Raw genomic sequence first — 16,115 nt, 5'->3', positions numbered from 1 at the left:
AGGCTGCCCGGATCCGAGAGCCGGTACGCGTGACGCACCGGCCGGAACGCCGAAAGAGAACGACGTGAACCTTCGCAGTTGGACCGCCGGCCTGCTCGCCGCCGCCCTGTTCGTGCCGACCCTGACCGCCTGCAAGACCGACACCGACTCGTCGGCCGACGGTGGCTCCGCCGCCCCGGCCGTGCCCGCGGACCCGAAGCAGGCGCTGCTCGCCTCCACCAAGGAGCTCCAGAAGGGCAACTTCACCTTCACCATGGCCGGCGCGGACTTCACCGGTGACGGCAAGATGCACCTGCCCACGAAGAGCGCCGAGATCAAGATGGCCAGCCCGGAGGCCGCCGCCGACGACATGTCGATGAACCTGCACATGGTTGTCAAGGACACCGACAAGTGGGTCAAGCTGGAGTTCAGCGGAGCGATGGCCGACAGCGTCCCGGCCTTCAAGGAGATGAAGGGCAAGTACCAGCACCTGGACCGGAACCGGATCAAGGGCGGCGGCGAGCTGGGCTTCGACCTGTCGGACGTCGACCCGGGCGACAGCGATGCGATGATCAAGACGATCAGCGAGATCCGGAAGACCGGTGAGGGCAGCTACGAGGGCACCCTGGACGTCAGCAAGGCGACCGGCCTGGACGCGATCGACGCACCCACGGTGAAGGCGCTCGGCGCCAAGGCCGCCGCCGTGCCGTTCACCGCCAAGCTCGACCCGCAGGGCCGGCTGACCGAGTTCGCCGTGCAGGTGCCGGCCGCGGGGGACCAGCCGGCGCAGACCGTGAAGGTCACGTACGCCGACTACGGCACCGCGACCGAGGTGCAGGCCCCGCCGGCCGCCCAGGTCGTCGAGGCGTCCGAGCAGACGTACCGGATGTTCAACAACTGATCGCGGACCCGCCGGGGCGGCGGTGCGCCGCCCCGGCGGGTGTCCGGCCGGGCCGGATGGACCGGACAGGGATTGCCGAAGCGCACTCCAGGGAACAGAGGGTGTACGAGCACGCCACGCGGTGACGCGGCGGACCGGGCTCGTGCGCCGGGGCCGGTGGCAGGGCAACGGCGGCAGCCTCCGGCACCCTCCGTGGGCCGGACGACCCACCTGGAGAGTTACGTGAACGTTCGACGCTTCAGCGCGACGGCCTTCGCCGCGGCGCTGCTCATCCCTGGCCTGGCCGCCTGCAACAGCGGCACCGGCACCGGTGCGGCGGGGACCTCGGCCTCCCCGACGGTCTCCGGCAGCGCCGACACCGCCAGTGCCTCCCCGGGCGCGACCGGCGCGTCCCCCGGGGCGGTCGACGGCGACGCCAGGCAGGCCCTGCTGGACTCGACAAAGGAGATCAGCAACGGCAACTTCCGGTTCACCCTGTCCGGCGTCGGCTCCAGCGCGGAGGGGCAGGTGCACGAGCCGAGCCAGAGCGCCCAGATGAAGATCACCATCGGGCAGGCCTCGTCCGACCTGATGATGACCCTCGACGTCATCCACGCCAAGCCGGACAGCTGGGTGAAGCTGGATCTCGGCGGCACGTCGGCGAGCAGCATCCCCGGGGTGCAGAAGCTGAACCTCGGCAAGTACCAGCACCTCGACCAGACCCGGATCCAGGGCAACCGGAACCTGGGCTTCGACTTCGACAAGGTCGACCCGGCCGGCAGCGAGGCGCTGACCCAGGCCATCACCGAGGTACGCGAGACCGGCGACCGCGCGTACGCCGGAACCCTCGACCTGTCCAAGGCGGCCGAGGCCAGCTCCGTCGACCCGTCCGTCGTGACCGCGCTCGGTCAGCAGGCGCAGTCCGTGCCGTTCACCGCGAAGCTGGACGAGCAGGGCCGGCTCAGCGAGCTGGTGGTGCAGGTGCCGGCGGCCGGCAAGAGCACCGCGCAGGACATCAAGGTCACCTACTCGGACTACGGCAACGCCGCCGCCGCGCAGAAGCCGCCGGCGGACCAGGTGGTCGAGGCTCCCGTGGAGTTCTACAACCTGTTCAAGTGACGTCGTCCGGGGGCGGGGTGGCCGCGGCCGTCCCGCCCCCGCGGCACTCCGACCTCAGGCGTCGGCGTCGGCCTGGCGGGCGGCGGCGATCCGGGCCCGGGCGCCGTCCAGCCGGCGCTGGCAGATCTCGGCCAGCTTCTCGCCGCGCTCCCAGAGGGCCAGCGACTCCTCCAGCGACGTGCCGCCGGCCTCCAGCCTCTCGACCACCGTCGCCAGCTCGGCGCGGGCCTGCTCGTAGCTGAGCCGCTCGTCCGGCCCGGTCTGCGTGTCGTCGCTCATCCGCACCATCCCATCACATCGGCCGGTGGCGGCGTCACAGGCGCTGGTACATCACGTGCAGCCCGACCAGCCCCTCCTCGGGGTGGTCGAACGCCTCCGGGACGGTGCCGATCACCTCGAAGCCCAGCGACCGCCACAGGTGCACGGCCGGCCGGTTCACCTCGACCACGGCGTTGAACTGGATGCCGTGGTAGCCCTCCGCGCGGGCCCGGTCCAGCACGTACGCGCCCAGCGCCCGGCCCACGCCCCGGCCGTGGTGCGCCGGGTCGACCAGGAACGACGCGGTGGCGACGTGCGAGCCGCGGCCAGGTCGGTTGGGGCCCATCTTGGCCGAGCCGACGACCACGCCGGCGTCGTCGACCGCCACGACCGTGCGGCCCGGGGGCTGCTCCATCCACCACGGCCGGGCCTCGTCCAGGGTCTGACCCTCGGGGAAGGCGTACGTCCGGCCCTCGGCCATGATCGCGGCGTAGAAGGGGTAGATCTGCGGCCAGTCGTGCTCCCCGGCATCCCTGATGATCACGCTGGAAAGGCTACCGCTCGACAGTGGCTCCCGGCGGTCCTCAACCGTCCACCGTGGCGGCCAGCTCGCCCTCGGCGAGGCGTACCCGCAGCGGATCGCCCCTGCCCACCTCGCCCGCCGCCCGCACCACGTGCCCGTCCGCCCGCTGCACGATCGCGTACCCCCGGTCGAGGGTGGCGGCGGGGGAGAGGGCGCGCAGCCGGGCCAGGGTGTGCCGCAGGTCCTCGCCGGCCGCGCCGAGGCGGTGGTCGAGGCAGCGGTCGGTCCGGTCCCGCAGCGCGCTCACCTCGGCGGCCCGCTGGTCGACCATCACCTGCGGGCGGGCCAGCACCGGCCGGGAGCGGAGCAGGTCGAGGCGGTGGGTCTCCCGGTCGACCAGGTTGCGGACGGCCCGTTCCAGCCGGGAGCGGGCCTGGCCGATGAGGCGTACCTCCTCGGTGAGGTCGGGGACGATCCGCTTGGCCGCGTCGGTGGGGGTGGAGGCACGGACGTCGGCGACGTAGTCGACCAGCGGCGCGTCGGTCTCGTGGCCGATGGCGCTGACCACCGGCGTACGACAGGCGAAGACGGCCCGGCAGAGCGCCTCGTCGGAGAAGGGGAGCAGGTCCTCGATGCCGCCGCCGCCACGGGCGATGACGATCACGTCGATGCTCTCGTCGGCGTCGAGCACCTTGAGCGCGTCGACGATCTGCGGGACGGCGCTCGGCCCCTGCACCGCCACGTTGACGGTGCGGAACTCGACGGCGGGCCAGCGGCGCCGCGCGTTGGTGAGCACGTCCCGTTCGGCGGCGGAGGCGCGGCCGGTGATCAGACCGACCCGGTGCGGCAGGAACGGCAGCCGCCGCTTGCGGGCCCGGTCGAAGAGCCCCTCGGCGGCGAGCAGCTTCTTGAGCTTCTCCAGCCGGGCCAGCAGCTCACCGAGCCCGACCTGGCGGATCTCGTCGGCGCGCAGGCTGAGGGTGCCCCGGGCGGCGTAGAACTCCGGCTTGGCGTGCAGCACCACCCGGGCGCCCTCGCGCAGCTCCGGCGCCCCCGAGTCGAGCACGTCCCGGTTGGTGGTGACGGTCAGGCTCAGGTCGGCCGAGGGATCACGCAGGGTGAGGAAGACCGTGCTGGCCCCGGGCCGTCGGCTGATCTGCGCCACCTGCCCGTCCACCCAGACCCACCCCAGCCGCGCGATCCAGGCGTTGATCTTCTGACTGACCACCCGGACCGGCCACGGCTCCTCCGCCGAACTCCGCCCGGCCCCGCTCCCACCCTCACTCACCCGCCCACCCTACGGCCCACCCACCTACACCCTCCGTTGATCATGAAGTTGGCGGCGATGTCGATCTCCAGAACTGCCGCCAACTTCATGATCAACGAGGCCTTGGTGGGGTGGCACGTAGGATGGGGGCGTGACTGAGGTGGAGACTTCCGGGACCGGTAAGCGTGTGCTCCTGGCCAAGCCGCGGGGTTACTGCGCGGGGGTGGACCGGGCGGTGCAGACCGTCGAGGAGGCGCTGAAGCTCTACGGCGCCCCGATCTACGTCCGCAAGCAGATCGTGCACAACAAGCACGTGGTGCGGACCCTGGAGGCGCAGGGCGCGATCTTCGTGGAGGAGAACGAGGAGGTGCCCGAGGGCGCCACCGTGATCTTCTCCGCGCACGGCGTCGCCCCCGAGGTGTACGAGCAGGCCAAGGCCCGGTCGCTGAAGGCCATCGACGCCACCTGCCCGCTGGTGACCAAGGTCCACCAGGAGGCCAAGCGGTTCGCCGCCGAGGACTACGACATCCTGCTGATCGGTCACGAGGGGCACGAGGAGGTCATCGGCACCGCCGGTGAGGCTCCCGCGCACATCCAGCTGGTCGACGGCCCGGACGACGCTGACAAGATCACCGTTCGGGACCCGAACAAGGTCGTCTGGCTCTCCCAGACCACCCTGTCGGTGGACGAGACGTTGGAGACCGTGGCCCGCCTGAAGCAGCGGCTGCCCCTGCTCCAGTCGCCGCCCAGCGACGACATCTGCTACGCCACCTCCAACCGGCAGCACGTGGTCAAGGAGATCGCGCCCGACTGCGACGTGGTGATCGTCGTCGGCTCGCGGAACTCCTCCAACTCGGTACGCCTGGTCGAGGTGGCCCTGGACGCCGGCGCCCGCGCCGGGCACCTGGTCGACTTCGCCCACGAGATCGACGACGCCTGGCTGGCCGGCGCCGGCACGGTCGGCGTCACCTCCGGCGCCAGCGTGCCCGACGAGCTGGTGCAGCAGGTGCTGGTGCACCTGGCCGAGCGGGGCTTCACCGACGTCGAGGAGATCACCACCGCAAACGAGCGGCTGACCTTCTCGCTGCCGCAGGAGCTCAAGCGGGACATGAAGGCCGCCGCGGCGGCCCGCCGCTGACCCGCCCCGGCGGAACGGATCGCCCTCGCCGGCCGTCCAACCATCATGAGAACTGCTCGGACGGCCTTCACCGCCCTGATCGTGTCGGTGGCGCTCGCCGCCTGCGCGGGACCCGGCGAGGAAACCGCCGGCCCCGGCCCGACGGGAGCCACCCCGGTGACCAGTGAACCCAGCCCCAGCCCCACGCCGAGCGATCCGCAGATGCCCGTCGACCCGCTGCCGACCCGCAAGGGCGGTCCCTCGAAGCCCCCCGGCCCGGGTGCGACCACCCTCACCGGCACCATCCAGGCCGGCGTGGAACCGAACTGCCTGCTGCTCGACGGCAACCTGCTGATCGGCGGCCCGCGGGACGTGCTGAAGCCGGGCACCCGGGTGGTGGTGACCGGCAAGTCCCAGCCGGACATGATGACGACCTGCCAGCAGGGCACGCCCTTCGTGGTGGAGTCGGCCCGCCCGGCCTGACCCCGCCGGCCCTCGGTGGACCGCCCGGTCCGACCGGTTCGTGACGAGCAGGAGCCCCGCCCCACGGTGAGTGGGACGGGGCTCCGGTGTCTCAGCGGATCAGTTGACCGCGTGGACGGCCACCGAGCCGCGGCCGACGACCGCGCCCTCGATGGTGGTGACGGCCATGTCGCCGAAGAGCTCACGACCGGCCGGCGGGGTGGCCAGGGCGGTCACCGCACCGGTGAGGGTGGCGGTGGCGCCGTTGGCCAGCGCCAGCGGGGTGGGCTGAGCGGTCAGCGAACCCAGCGCCGGGGACGCGAACGAGTCCCGGTAGTCGTACTCGGTGCCGCCGGGGGCGACGGCGTAACCCTCGACGACCACCCGGTACGTGCCGGCGGCCGGCTTGGTCAGGGTGACCGCCTCCTCCGAGTCGCCGTCCGCCGAGCGGCCGACCTCGGTGGCGCCGAGGTAGACGTACAGGTCCAGGTCGGCGCCGAGGTCGGAGGTGTTGCCGATCCGGGCGCTGAAGGACGTGGTGCCCGCCGGGACGTCCACCGTGTACTCCTGGCTGGCGCCCTCGCTGATGCTCGGCCGCTGGGAGCGGACGCTGGCGAGCGGACCACCGACGCCGGTGACCTGGACCGGACCGAAGGTGTTCGTCAGGTTCCAGCTGACCGGGGCCGGAGTGCCGGCGGTGACCGACGGCAGCTCGACCACAGCCGGCTCGACCGCCACCCCCTGCACCCGCGCCTGGATCTGGAACGGGTTGTCCATGCTGGGGGACGTGCGCCGCGCCTCGACCTCGATCTCCCAGACGCCCGGCAGCGGGTTCTGGTAGTCGCGCTCCTGCGGCTTGCAGGCGGCGGCGTCGGAGAAGTTGGTGTAGCAGGCGGTGCTGGCGGTGCTCTCGACCGGCACGCCGTACGGGTTGATGGCGATGAACCGGGTCTGCGAGCCGGTCGCGATGCCGGAGAGGTTGACCTGGAGCGCGCCCGCGCCCTCCGGGACCGTCACGAAGTACGAGGCGGAGCCGTTGCGCTCGACCGAGCCCTCGACGGAGTACGAGTACGCCGGCGCGGGTGCCTCGTTGGAGACCACCACCACGGTGGAGACCTCGAAGTCGACCACCGAGGTGGCCGGGTCGTCGACGGTCATGATGGCGCTGTGCACGCCGACGGTCATCGGCTTGGCCTTGACCTGGATGCTGACGGTCTGGTTGAGCGGCAGCCGCACGGTCCGCGGCGCCGAGAAGGTGCCGTCGTTGCCCCGGAAGGCCACCGTGTGGGTGATGGTCTTGGCCGGCCCACTGGTGCGGGTCAGCTTGACCTCGTAGGAGCGGGCCTCCTTGAGCTTCTGCCCGCCCTTGCCGACCGCGCAGCGGTTGTAGACGCCGGTGCCCACGTTCGGGCTGGGCTCGAAGGTGCCCAGGGCCTTGTTGTACCTGGTCAGCTTGTCCGACAGCGGGGTGCAGACCGGCGCCTCGGAGGTGTACGTGCGGGTCTGCACGCCGGCGGCGAGCAGGTCCCACGCACCCGGGGTGTTCACCAGGCCGTAGCCCTGCGCGTACGTCGGGACGCCGGCGATCGGCTGCGCGGAGCTGTAGAGGGCGCGGCGCAGCGCGGCCGGGGTCACGCCGTTGTCGGTCGCCTTGGCCGCGGAGAGCAGCAGGGCGGCGACACCGGTGGTCTGCGGAGCGGCCATCGAGGTGCCGTTGAGCATCTGGTAGCCCGGCGGCAGCGGGTAGCCCGCCTCGCCGACCGCGACACCCGGCTGCCAGGTCGGCGCGGTGGAGATCGCCGAGCCGGGGGCGGCGATGTTCGGCTTGAAGCCGCCGTCCTCACGCGGGCCCCGCGAGGAGAAGTTGAACAGCGCGTTCTGCTTGCGGACGACCGAGCCGTAGTTGGCCAGCCAGGTGTCCTTGCTGATGCTCGCGGCGACGCTGATCACGTCGCTGGCGACCGACGGGTCGCCGACGGTGTTCAGACCCGGCCCGGAGTTGCCGGCCGAGATGATGAGCTGCACACCGTAGGTGTTGATCAGCGAGTTGTAGAGCTCGGCGCGGGCGTTGGCGCCGTCGTTCAGGGCGGGGAGGCCACCGATCGACATGTTGACCACGTCGACCTTGCGGTTGACGACGAGGTCGACCATGCCGGTGGTCAGCGCGGCCGCGGTGCAGCCGCCACCCCACGAGCAGGCGCGGGCGGAGACCAGCTTGGCGCCCGGGGCGGCGCCGTCGAAGGCGCTGTTGCCCAGCATGTCGTTGGCGGCGGTGATTCCGGCGACGTGCGTGCCGTGGGTGGCCTCGATGATGCCGATGTTGACGTAGTCCCAGGTTCCCGGAACGCCGATCGGCGAGGTGTCCACGTTGCGGCGGTACTCGACCACGAAGGGCATCTGCTCGCGTACGGCGGTGGCCGGGTTGTCGGTGCCGAAGTGGCCGACCTGGTACTTCTCCTTGTACGGCCGCATCACCTCGTCGTCGGTGAAGTCCTTGTTCTGGTTGACGTCGACTCGGATGTCACCGTTGACCGGGTTGTAGAGGATGCCCCAGGTGTCGGTGGTGTCGCCGTCCCGGTTGACGTCACCGGCCGGGTCGCTGGCCCGGGTGATCGACTCGCTGAACAGGTTGAACCGCCAGGTGCCGGCGGGCGAGGCCCAGGTGGCGCCCGCGATGGTGAAGCTGGGGCCGGTCACCTCGTTGTTCATCCGCCGCCAGGTGGCGTCCTCGAGCGGGTCGGTGGCGGTGACCCAGTCGACGATCTTGCGCTCACCGGTGGTGGTCCGCTGCAGCGCCGGCTGGTCCAGGTCGATGCCCGAGTCCATGATGCCGATGGTCACGCCGCGACCGTCCCACGTGGGGTGTGCGGCCTTGAAGGCCTCCGCACCGGTCTCGTTGGTCGGCATGTAGGGGTTGACCGCGCCCGTGTCGGTGCCCGGGCCGGCCAGCGTCTCGCCCTGCTCGGCGGTCGTGGCGCCGGCCGGCGGCGCCTCCGGCGCCGGGTCGGGGAGCTGGATGGTCTCGTCGAGGTCCACGGCGGACACACCGGGCAGCGTGGCCGCCTTGAGCGCCTTGCCGGTGGGAACCTTCGCCAGCAGGTAACCGACCTGGTCGTACCGCTGGCTGACCGTGGCGCCCAGACTCTTGAGTCCGTCGGCGACCTTCTTGGCCGAGCCCTTCTTGGCGGCGATGATCAGGGTGACGGTCGGGGCGTGCTTCGCCTCCGCCGCGTCCAGGAGCTTGGCGTCGTGCGCTCCCAGAGCCTTCTCGGCGGTCGGCTGCGAGGGGGTGGGGGAGTTTGCGGGGGCTGCGCTCGCGGTGGCGGCGCCACCCCCGACGGTCATCGCACCGGCGGCAAGTACCGAGGCGAAGAGCGCGGCGGAGGTACGCCGGCTCGGTTTGCGGGGCTGACTCACGTTCTCTTCCTCCAGAGAACAGGGCCCTGTCCAACAAACAGGGCGCGTGTGACAGTGATCCTTCGCAACGGCCCCGGTCAGTGTCACTACCCCCCGGTAGGTTGTGACCGGTCCGTGACACAGATCGGCCGTCATCGTCACATGCAATGTGTTAAACGTCGATGTTCGTCGACCGTTCGGTCGATGTGGAGGGTCCGTCGACCAGCTCGGGGGCCTGCGGCTGACGCGGCGCCAACTCCACCTGGGCCGGGGTGGCCAGCTCCTGGTCGGAGACGCCCAACTCGGCGAGCTTGCGCGCGCTGACCAGCACCCGCGCCTCCAGCGAGCCGACGGCCTTGTTGTACGCCGTGACCGCCCCGCCGAGCGACGAGCCGAGCTTGCCGACGTGCTCGCCGAGGGTGGCCAGTCGGCCGTACAGCTCGCGGGCCAGCGAGTGCACCGCCACCGCGTTGCGGGCCAGCACCTCCTGCCGCCACGAGTAGGCGACCGTGCGCAGCAACGCGACCAGGGTCGCCGGGGTGGCCAGCACCACGTCGCGGGCGAACGCGTGCTCCAGCAGCGTCGGGTCGCGCTGCAACGCCACGTCGAGGAACGGGTCGGCGGGCACGAAGAGCACCACGAACTCGGGGGTGCTGTCGAACGCCGCCCAGTAGGTCTTCGCGGCCAGCGCGTCCACGTGCGCCCGCAGGTGCCGCGCGTGCGCGTCGAGGTTGCTGTCGCGCCCCCGCTCGTCGCGCGCCTCCATCGCCGTCAGGTAGGCGTCGAAGGGCGCCTTGGCGTCCACCACCACCGTCCGACCACCGTGCAGCCGGACCACCAGGTCGGGGCGTACCCCCTGGTGGTCGGTGGCGGCGGTGACCTGCTCGTTGAAGTCGCAGTGCTCCAGCATGCCGGCGGCCTCGACGATCCGGCGCAGCTGGTGCTCACCCCACCGGCCGCGCACCTGCGGGGCGCGCAGCGCGGCCACCAGCTGCTTGGTCTCGGTGCGCAGCTCGCCGGAGACGGCGCCCATCGAGCGGACCTGCTCGCGCAGCTCGGCGTAGGCGTCGACCCGGTCGCGCTCCAGCTCGCCCACTCGTTGCTCGTAGCGGCGCAGGGTGTCGTGCAGCGGGGCCACCGCGCGGGCCACCGCCTCCTGCGACTGGGCGGTCGCCTCGTAGCTCAACGCCCGCATCGACTGCTCCAGCCGCCCCTCGCCCTCCCGGGTGGCGGCCAGCGTGGCCTCCAGTCGGGCGATGTCGGCGGCCGACCGCGACCGGGCCGCCAGCCACCCCAGCCCGCCACCGGCGGCGAGACAGAGCAACACCACGGCCACCGTCGAGAAGCTCATGGCGAAAGCTTGCCAAACGGGTACGACGTGCGCCCGCTGGGTACGGTCGAGGTCATGGAAGGTGCGCTGTGGCTGGTCCTGGTGCTGATGCTCGGAGGTGCGCTGGTGTTCTGGCGGTGGGGGAGCAGGTCGCGCAGGGCCACCGAGCTGGCCGACGCCCGGGCGGAGGCCCAGCGCTGGTACGAGCGGCTCGGCGGCCAGCTGATGAACCTGCACGGCGAGGAGCCGGCGGTGCGCCAGGCCCTGGCCGACGCCGGTGAGCGGTACAACGCGGCCGGCTCGCAGCTGGAGCAGGCGCGCACCCCGCACCAGTTCGCGCTGGCCCGGGAGACCGCGCTGGAGGGGCTGGCCTACATCCGGGCGGCCCGCACGGCGATGGGCATCGACCCGGGTCCCGAGCTGCCCCCGCTCGCCGCTGCCCGGGGCTCCGGCATGCTCACCCGCGAGCGCGAGGTCAACGTGCAGGGGCAGACCTTCCGGGCCGGACCGCAGCCGGGCCGGCAGACGCCCTACTACTACCCGGGCGGCCGGTACCAGGGCCGGTCGGTGCCGGCCGGCTGGTACTCCACCCCGTGGTGGAAGACGGCGTTGGGCGCCGGCGCCGGTGTGCTCGGCGGCATGCTGATCGCCGACGCGCTCTTCTCGCCCGCCTTCGCCGACCCGGGCTACGGCTACGACGAGGGCTACCAGGAGGGCTTCAACGACGGCTTCGACGACGGCCAGGACCAGGGCGACTTCGGCGACCAGGGCGGCGACTTCGGCGACCAGGGCGGTGACCAGTTCGCCGGCAACGACTTCGGCGGCGGCAACGACTTCTCCGGCGGCGGCAACGACTTCGGCGGCTGGGGTGGCGGGGACTTCGGTGGGGGTGACTTCGGGGGCGGGGACTTCGGCGGCGGCGACTGGTGACCCGCCGGACGGGTCACCCGGTGGCGCCGACCCGCCGAGCCATCCAGTCGCGGACCAGGGCGGTCACCGCCGGGTCGACCGGCTCGCGGACCTCCCTGCGGTACGCCGACAGTGCGGGGCGCCCCGGCTGACGACGCAGCACGTGGGTCACGTCCGGCAGTCGGTGCGTCTCCACCGGCCCGCCGGCTGCGTTGGCGATCAGGTCGAGGTCGTCCGGGTCCGCCTGGAGGTCCTTGGCGCCGGTGACGGCGAGGATCGGCGCGTCGACGCGAGCCAGGTCGGGCCGGGGGTCGTAGTCGAGGAACTCCCGGAACCAGCGGGCGTTGTACCGCCGGCCGCCGATCCGGGTGACGTCCCCACCGCTGGCCCGGAGCCGGTCGTGACTGCGGGCCACCTTCGCCACCAGGTCGGTGCGGGTCAGCCGGAGCAGGGCGCGGACCGGGGCGGGCAGGGTGGGCAGCAGCCGGCGGGCCTGCCAGCGCAGGGCGGCGTCACCGCGCCTGCCGGTGGCGGCGAGCAGCACCAGCCCGGCCGTGGGCGTGCCCCGCGCGGCGAGCGCCACCGCGGTCAGCGCTCCCTCGCTGTGCCCGACGAGGAAGACCGGGCGGCCGGCCAGCTCCGGCACTTCGGCCAGCGCCCGTACCGCCGCCGCCGCGTCGTCGACGTTGTCGTGGAAGCCGGTCCGCAGGAACTCGCCGGTGCTGGCGCCGGCGCCTCGCCGGTCGTACCGGAAGGAGGCCGTGCCGGCCTCGGCGAGGGCGACCGCCAGGTCCCGCGACACCGCCAGGGGCAGGCGCCGCACGTTGCCGTCCCGGTCCAGCGGTCCGGAGCCGGGCAGCAGCAGGGCGACCGCCGCCAGCGGGGCGTCGTCGGGCAGCAGCAGGGTGCCGGCCAGGCGGAATCCGGCCGACGTGAAGGTGAGCTCCCGTTCCCGGCTCACCGCAGTCGCCCGGCGAGGGTCGTCGCGTCGTCCGAGCCGATCAGCAGGCTGTCGTACGGCTGCCCGGAGAGGGTGATCCGCACGGCCGGCTGGCCGGCGCGGACGGTGACGAACTCGGTGCCGGCGCGGCCCCGCCAGGTGCCCACGTTGCGCAGGCCGGGCAGGCCCAGGCCGGGTGCGCGCAGGCCGCGGATCATGGTCACCGCGTTCGGAACCACCTCGACCCCGCGAACGGCGGTGCGCGGGAAGCTCAGATCCCCCCGGAGCGCGAAGATCTTCTCCGCGGTGCTGAGGCGGACCCGGATCCGGTCCGCGGTGATCTCGACGCTGGCCATCGTGATGCTCCCTTCATCGGCTATTCTTGCTGGCGATAACGTTATCACGGATGAGAACGATCGGAGATGGTCATGCCGCCGGAGGGCACCGCGGATCTGCTGCTCCATCCGGTGCGGCTGCGCATCGTGCAGGCGTTCCTCGGGGGCCGGAGCCTCACCACCGGGGAACTGCGCCTGGCGCTGCCGGACATCCCGGCCGCCACCCTCTACCGGCAGGTCGCCGTGCTCGCCGCGCACGACGTGCTGAGCACTGTCGACGAGCGCCGGGTCCGGGGCGCGGTGGAGCGGACCTACCGGCTGAACGAGGCGGCGGCCACGGTGGACGCCGACGCCGCGGCCGCGATGTCCCCCGAGGAGCACCGGAGGGCCTTCCTCACCTTCGTCGCACAGCTGCTCGCCGACTTCGACCGCTACCTCGACGCCGGCGGCGGCGACCTCGGGCGGGACCTCGGCGGCTACCGGCAGAACGCGTTCCACGCCACCGACGACGAGCTGACCGAGTTCCTCACCCGGTTCCGCGCGCTCTTCGCCGAGTACGCCGCCCAGGAGCCCGGTCCCGGTCGGGTGCGCCGGCTGTTGACCACGGTCCTGCTGCCGTCCCCCGACCGCTGACCGGTGCCGGCCCGGCGGTGTTAAAAAGGGCCCCCTGCCATGCAGAATGCGTTAACAGGGGGCCCCTCCTTACACCTCAGCCGGTGTTGCGCATGCCGGCGGCGATGCCGTTGACCGTGGTGAGCAGCGCCCGCTCCAGCGCCGTGCCGTCGCTCGGGGCACGCCGGCCGCCCGGCGCGGTCGCCACCGCCCGGGTGGCCGCACCGGAGTCGCGGTACTGGCGCAGCAGCGCCACCTGGAGGTGGTGCAGCGGCTCCAGGTAGGTGTCCCGCACGGCCAGGGTGCGCTGGAGCACCGGGGAGTTCTCCAGCAGCGCCGGGGAGGCGGTGACCGCGAGCACCTCCCGCTTGGTCAGCTCGTACTCCTCCTCGATCTTGTGGAAGATCGGGTGCAGCTTCTTCGGGACCAGGGTCTCGACGTACCGGCGGGCGATGCTCAGGTCGGTCTTGGTCAGCATCATCTCCACGTTGGACAGGAATGTCCGGAAGAAGTGCCAGTTGCGGTTCATCTCGGCCAGCACGTCCTCCAGGCCGGCCTCCCGCGCGGCGGCCAGGCCGGAGCCGACCCCGAACCAGCCCGGCACGATCTGCCGGGTCTGCGTCCAGCCGAACACCCACGGGATGGCCCGCAGCCCGGACAGACCGGCGCCGGTGTTCGGGCGCTTGGCCGGCCGGGAGCCGATGTTCAGCGCGCCGAGCAGCTCGGTCGGGGTGGACGCCCAGAAGTACGCCGGCAGGTCCGGGTCCTCCACCAGCGAGCGGTAGCGCCCGAACGCCGCGTCGGAGATCACGTCCATCGCCGCGTCCCAGCGTTCCAGCTGCTCGGCGGGCTGCCGGGGCGCGGTGTGCAGCAGCGTCGCCTGGAGCACCGCGGCCACGGTCAGCTCCAGGTTCTCCCGGGCCAGCGCGGGCAGCGTGTACTTGTCGGAGATGACCTCGCCCTGCTCGGTCACCTTGATCGCGCCGTCGAGGGTGCCGTACGGCTGGGCCAGGATCGCGTCGTGGGTGGGCCCGCCGCCCCGGCCGACGGTGCCTCCGCGGCCGTGGAAGAGCCGCAGGTGCACCCCGTGCCGGGCGGCCACGTCCCGCAGCGCCCGCTGGGCCCGGTGGATGGACCACTGGCTGGTGGTGATGCCGGCCTCCTTGTTGGAGTCGGAGTAGCCCAGCATCACCTCCTGTACGTCGCCCCGGGCCGCGACCAGCGCCCGGTAGGCCGGCAGCGACAGCAGCTCGTCGAGGAGCTCACCGCCGGCGTTCAGCTCGGCCGGGGTCTCCAGCAGCGGCACGATGCCGATCCGGGCCCGGCCGCTGTGCACGTCGACCAGGCCGGCCTCGCGGGCCAGTACCACCGCGGCGAGGACGTCGTCCACGCCGAGGGTCATCGAGATGATGTACGACTCGATCACCTCGGCGCCGAACCGGTCCTGCGCCTCGCGGATCGTGCCGAACACGTCGAAGGTCTTGCGGGCGCTCTCGGTCAACGGGGTGTCGACGCTGGACAGCGGCCGGCGGCCGGTCAGCTCGTCGGCGAGGAGCTTGGTGCGCTCCAGCCGGGTCAGCGACGGGTAGTCGGGGACCTCCCCGACCGCCGCGTAGAGCTGGGTGAGCACCTCGTGGTGCTTCTCGGCGTGCTCCCGGACGTCCATGGTCGCCAGGTGCAGGCCGAACGCGGAGACCGTACGGATGGTGGAGGCGAGCCGGCCCACGGCGGTGAGCTGCCCGGAGTTGCGGGCCAGCGAGGCGCGCAGCAGTTCCAGGTCGGCGATCAGCTCGGCCGAGCCGCGGTAGTCCCGCCCCGGCACGTGCGCGGTGCCGGCGCGCAGCCGCGCCCGGGTGTTGGCCAGCTTGGCCCGTACGCAGCGCGCCTTGAGCCGGTACGGCTCCTCGGCGTTGACCCGCCGGAACCGGGCCGCCACCTCGGGCAGTGCGTCCAGGTCGGCGGCGAGGCTGGCGGAGAGGTCCAGCGACACCGCGCGCAGCCGGCGGGAGACGGAGACCTCGTTGATCAGCTCGTCCATCGCCTTCTCGGTGGCGGCGATGCCGTGCTCGTGCTGGATCGCCAGCACGTCGCGGGTGACCAGCGGGGTGACGAACGGGTTGCCGTCGCGGTCGCCACCGATCCAGGTGCCGAAGGTCAGCGGGCGGGCCGTCGGGGAGGTCTCCACGCCCAGGGTGCGCAGCGTGTCGGCGAGGTCGTCGAGGACCTGCGGGGCGGCCTCGGCGTAGAGGTCGCGCAGGTAGTAGATGGCGTTGCGGGCCTCGTCGGTCGGGTCCGGCCGGTCCAGCCGCAGCTCGTCGGTCTGCCACATCAGGTCCAGCAGCTCGGCCAGGCGCCGGTTGGCCGGCCCCTCGTCGCTGGCGCCGTAGAGGATCGCGTTGGCCGTCTCGGCGTCCAGCTCGTCGGCGATCGCCCGCAGCTTGGACAGGATCGAGCGGCGGGCCGCCTCGGTGGGGTGGGCGGTGAAGACCGGGCGTACCGCCAGCCGGCGGGCGGCGGCGGCGATCTCCTCGGCCGGCACCCCGCGCTCGGCGATCATTTTGGCGGCCTGGTCCAGCCAGCCGCCGTGGGTGGCCCGGCGGCGGCGCAGGTCCCGGGCCCGGTGCACCTGCTCGGTGATGTTGGCCAGGTGGAAGTAGGTGGAGAAGGCCCGGGCCAGCTTGGTGCCGGTGGTGACGTCGAGCCCGCCGAGCCGTTGGGCGGCGGCCGGGGCGTCGGAACGGACCTGGGCCCGGATCTCCTCGACGAGGTCGAGCAGCGGGCGCCCCTCCTGGCGGGCCAGGGTCTGGCCGAGCAGGGTGCCGAGGCGGCGGATGTCGGCCCGCAGGGCGGCGTCGGGGCCGTCGTGGTCGTACTGGTCGGTCACGTCGCGCTCCTCACGTGGGTACGAAGGACAGCGCTGTCCGACTCAGCCGATCGTATCCAGGTCGCCCCCGATGAACGGAAGGGCCCCGCGATGTCGCGCTGCGC

Annotated in this window: 14 protein-coding genes; 6 read left to right on the top strand and 8 right to left on the bottom strand. The window is 72.6% G+C overall.

Annotated elements, in window-relative coordinates; genetic code table 11:
• The first annotated feature begins 64 nt into the window (after positions 1-64).
• The gene (locus GA0070564_RS03200) at positions 65-880 is read left to right on the top strand and encodes a hypothetical protein (protein ID WP_091602179.1); all 816 of its coding nucleotides are present in this window, start codon (positions 65-67) and stop codon (positions 878-880) included.
• A gap of 222 nt (positions 881-1,102) precedes the next feature.
• Positions 1,103-1,978: a hypothetical protein gene (locus GA0070564_RS03195; RefSeq protein WP_091602176.1), complete on the top strand. Its 876-nt coding sequence runs from the start codon at positions 1,103-1,105 to the stop codon at positions 1,976-1,978.
• Positions 1,979-2,032: 54 nt separating this feature from the next.
• Here the strand turns inward: GA0070564_RS03195 and GA0070564_RS03190 are convergent, their stop codons facing one another.
• The 3 genes from GA0070564_RS03190 to xseA are packed head-to-tail and all read right to left on the bottom strand — an operon-like array spanning position 2,033 to position 4,047.
• Complete coding sequence (locus tag GA0070564_RS03190) at positions 2,033-2,257, bottom strand: exodeoxyribonuclease VII small subunit (protein WP_091604451.1); 225 nt, start codon at positions 2,255-2,257, stop codon at positions 2,033-2,035.
• A 34-nt stretch (positions 2,258-2,291) separates the two neighbouring features.
• Positions 2,292-2,780, bottom strand: a complete 489-nt coding sequence (locus GA0070564_RS03185) for a GNAT family N-acetyltransferase (protein ID WP_091602173.1) — start codon at positions 2,778-2,780, stop codon at positions 2,292-2,294.
• A gap of 40 nt (positions 2,781-2,820) precedes the next feature.
• Entirely contained in the window at positions 2,821-4,047 is a 1,227-nt protein-coding gene (gene xseA / locus GA0070564_RS03180; RefSeq protein ID WP_091602170.1) for an exodeoxyribonuclease VII large subunit, read from the bottom strand.
• A gap of 130 nt (positions 4,048-4,177) precedes the next feature.
• Between xseA and GA0070564_RS03175 the strand changes: the two genes are divergently transcribed.
• Both GA0070564_RS03175 and GA0070564_RS03170 read left to right on the top strand, forming a co-directional pair.
• Positions 4,178-5,164: a 4-hydroxy-3-methylbut-2-enyl diphosphate reductase gene (locus GA0070564_RS03175; protein ID WP_091602167.1), complete on the top strand. Its 987-nt coding sequence runs from the start codon at positions 4,178-4,180 to the stop codon at positions 5,162-5,164.
• 45 nt (positions 5,165-5,209) lie between these two features.
• Positions 5,210-5,626, top strand: a complete 417-nt coding sequence (locus GA0070564_RS03170) for a hypothetical protein (RefSeq protein ID WP_091602164.1) — start codon at positions 5,210-5,212, stop codon at positions 5,624-5,626.
• 99 nt (positions 5,627-5,725) lie between these two features.
• On the opposite strand, the gene GA0070564_RS03165 is transcribed toward GA0070564_RS03170, so the two are convergent.
• Together GA0070564_RS03165 and GA0070564_RS03160 are read right to left on the bottom strand one after the other, a co-directional pair.
• Positions 5,726-9,022, bottom strand: coding sequence for a S8 family serine peptidase (locus tag GA0070564_RS03165; protein WP_091602161.1), 3,297 nt, complete (start codon positions 9,020-9,022; stop codon positions 5,726-5,728).
• A gap of 151 nt (positions 9,023-9,173) precedes the next feature.
• The gene (locus tag GA0070564_RS03160) at positions 9,174-10,352 is read right to left on the bottom strand and encodes a DNA recombination protein RmuC (protein ID WP_091602158.1); all 1,179 of its coding nucleotides are present in this window, start codon (positions 10,350-10,352) and stop codon (positions 9,174-9,176) included.
• A 54-nt stretch (positions 10,353-10,406) separates the two neighbouring features.
• On the opposite strand from GA0070564_RS03160, the gene GA0070564_RS03155 reads away from it, so the two are divergent.
• Positions 10,407-11,261 carry a hypothetical protein gene (locus GA0070564_RS03155; RefSeq protein ID WP_091604448.1) on the top strand — a complete coding sequence of 285 codons (855 nt, stop codon included), beginning with the start codon at positions 10,407-10,409 and terminating at the stop codon, positions 11,259-11,261.
• Between the two features lie 13 nt (positions 11,262-11,274).
• Here the strand turns inward: GA0070564_RS03155 and GA0070564_RS03150 are convergent, their stop codons facing one another.
• Both GA0070564_RS03150 and GA0070564_RS03145 read right to left on the bottom strand, forming a co-directional pair.
• Positions 11,275-12,201: an alpha/beta hydrolase gene (locus tag GA0070564_RS03150; RefSeq protein ID WP_091602155.1), complete on the bottom strand. Its 927-nt coding sequence runs from the start codon at positions 12,199-12,201 to the stop codon at positions 11,275-11,277.
• Positions 12,198-12,536 (bottom strand): hypothetical protein, encoded by a 339-nt coding sequence (locus GA0070564_RS03145; RefSeq protein ID WP_091602152.1) that lies wholly within the window; start codon positions 12,534-12,536, stop codon positions 12,198-12,200. The genes GA0070564_RS03150 and GA0070564_RS03145 overlap by 4 nt, the downstream gene beginning before the upstream one ends.
• Positions 12,537-12,602: 66 nt before the next feature.
• On the opposite strand from GA0070564_RS03145, the gene GA0070564_RS03140 reads away from it, so the two are divergent.
• Entirely contained in the window at positions 12,603-13,148 is a 546-nt protein-coding gene (locus tag GA0070564_RS03140) for a helix-turn-helix domain-containing protein (RefSeq protein WP_245669795.1), read from the top strand.
• Positions 13,149-13,224: 76 nt separating this feature from the next.
• Here GA0070564_RS03140 and ppc read toward each other — a convergent pair whose 3' ends face one another.
• Positions 13,225-16,011: a phosphoenolpyruvate carboxylase gene (gene ppc / locus GA0070564_RS03135; protein WP_091602148.1), complete on the bottom strand. Its 2,787-nt coding sequence runs from the start codon at positions 16,009-16,011 to the stop codon at positions 13,225-13,227.
• Positions 16,012-16,115: the final 104 nt, after the last annotated feature.

Origin of the sequence: Micromonospora mirobrigensis (genome assembly GCF_900091555.1) — a bacterium.
GTDB classification, from domain to species: Bacteria; Actinomycetota; Actinomycetes; order Mycobacteriales; family Micromonosporaceae; genus Micromonospora; species Micromonospora mirobrigensis.
Note: the sequence above shows the minus strand (reverse complement) of the source record. Positions and strands in the feature narration are given on the sequence as shown.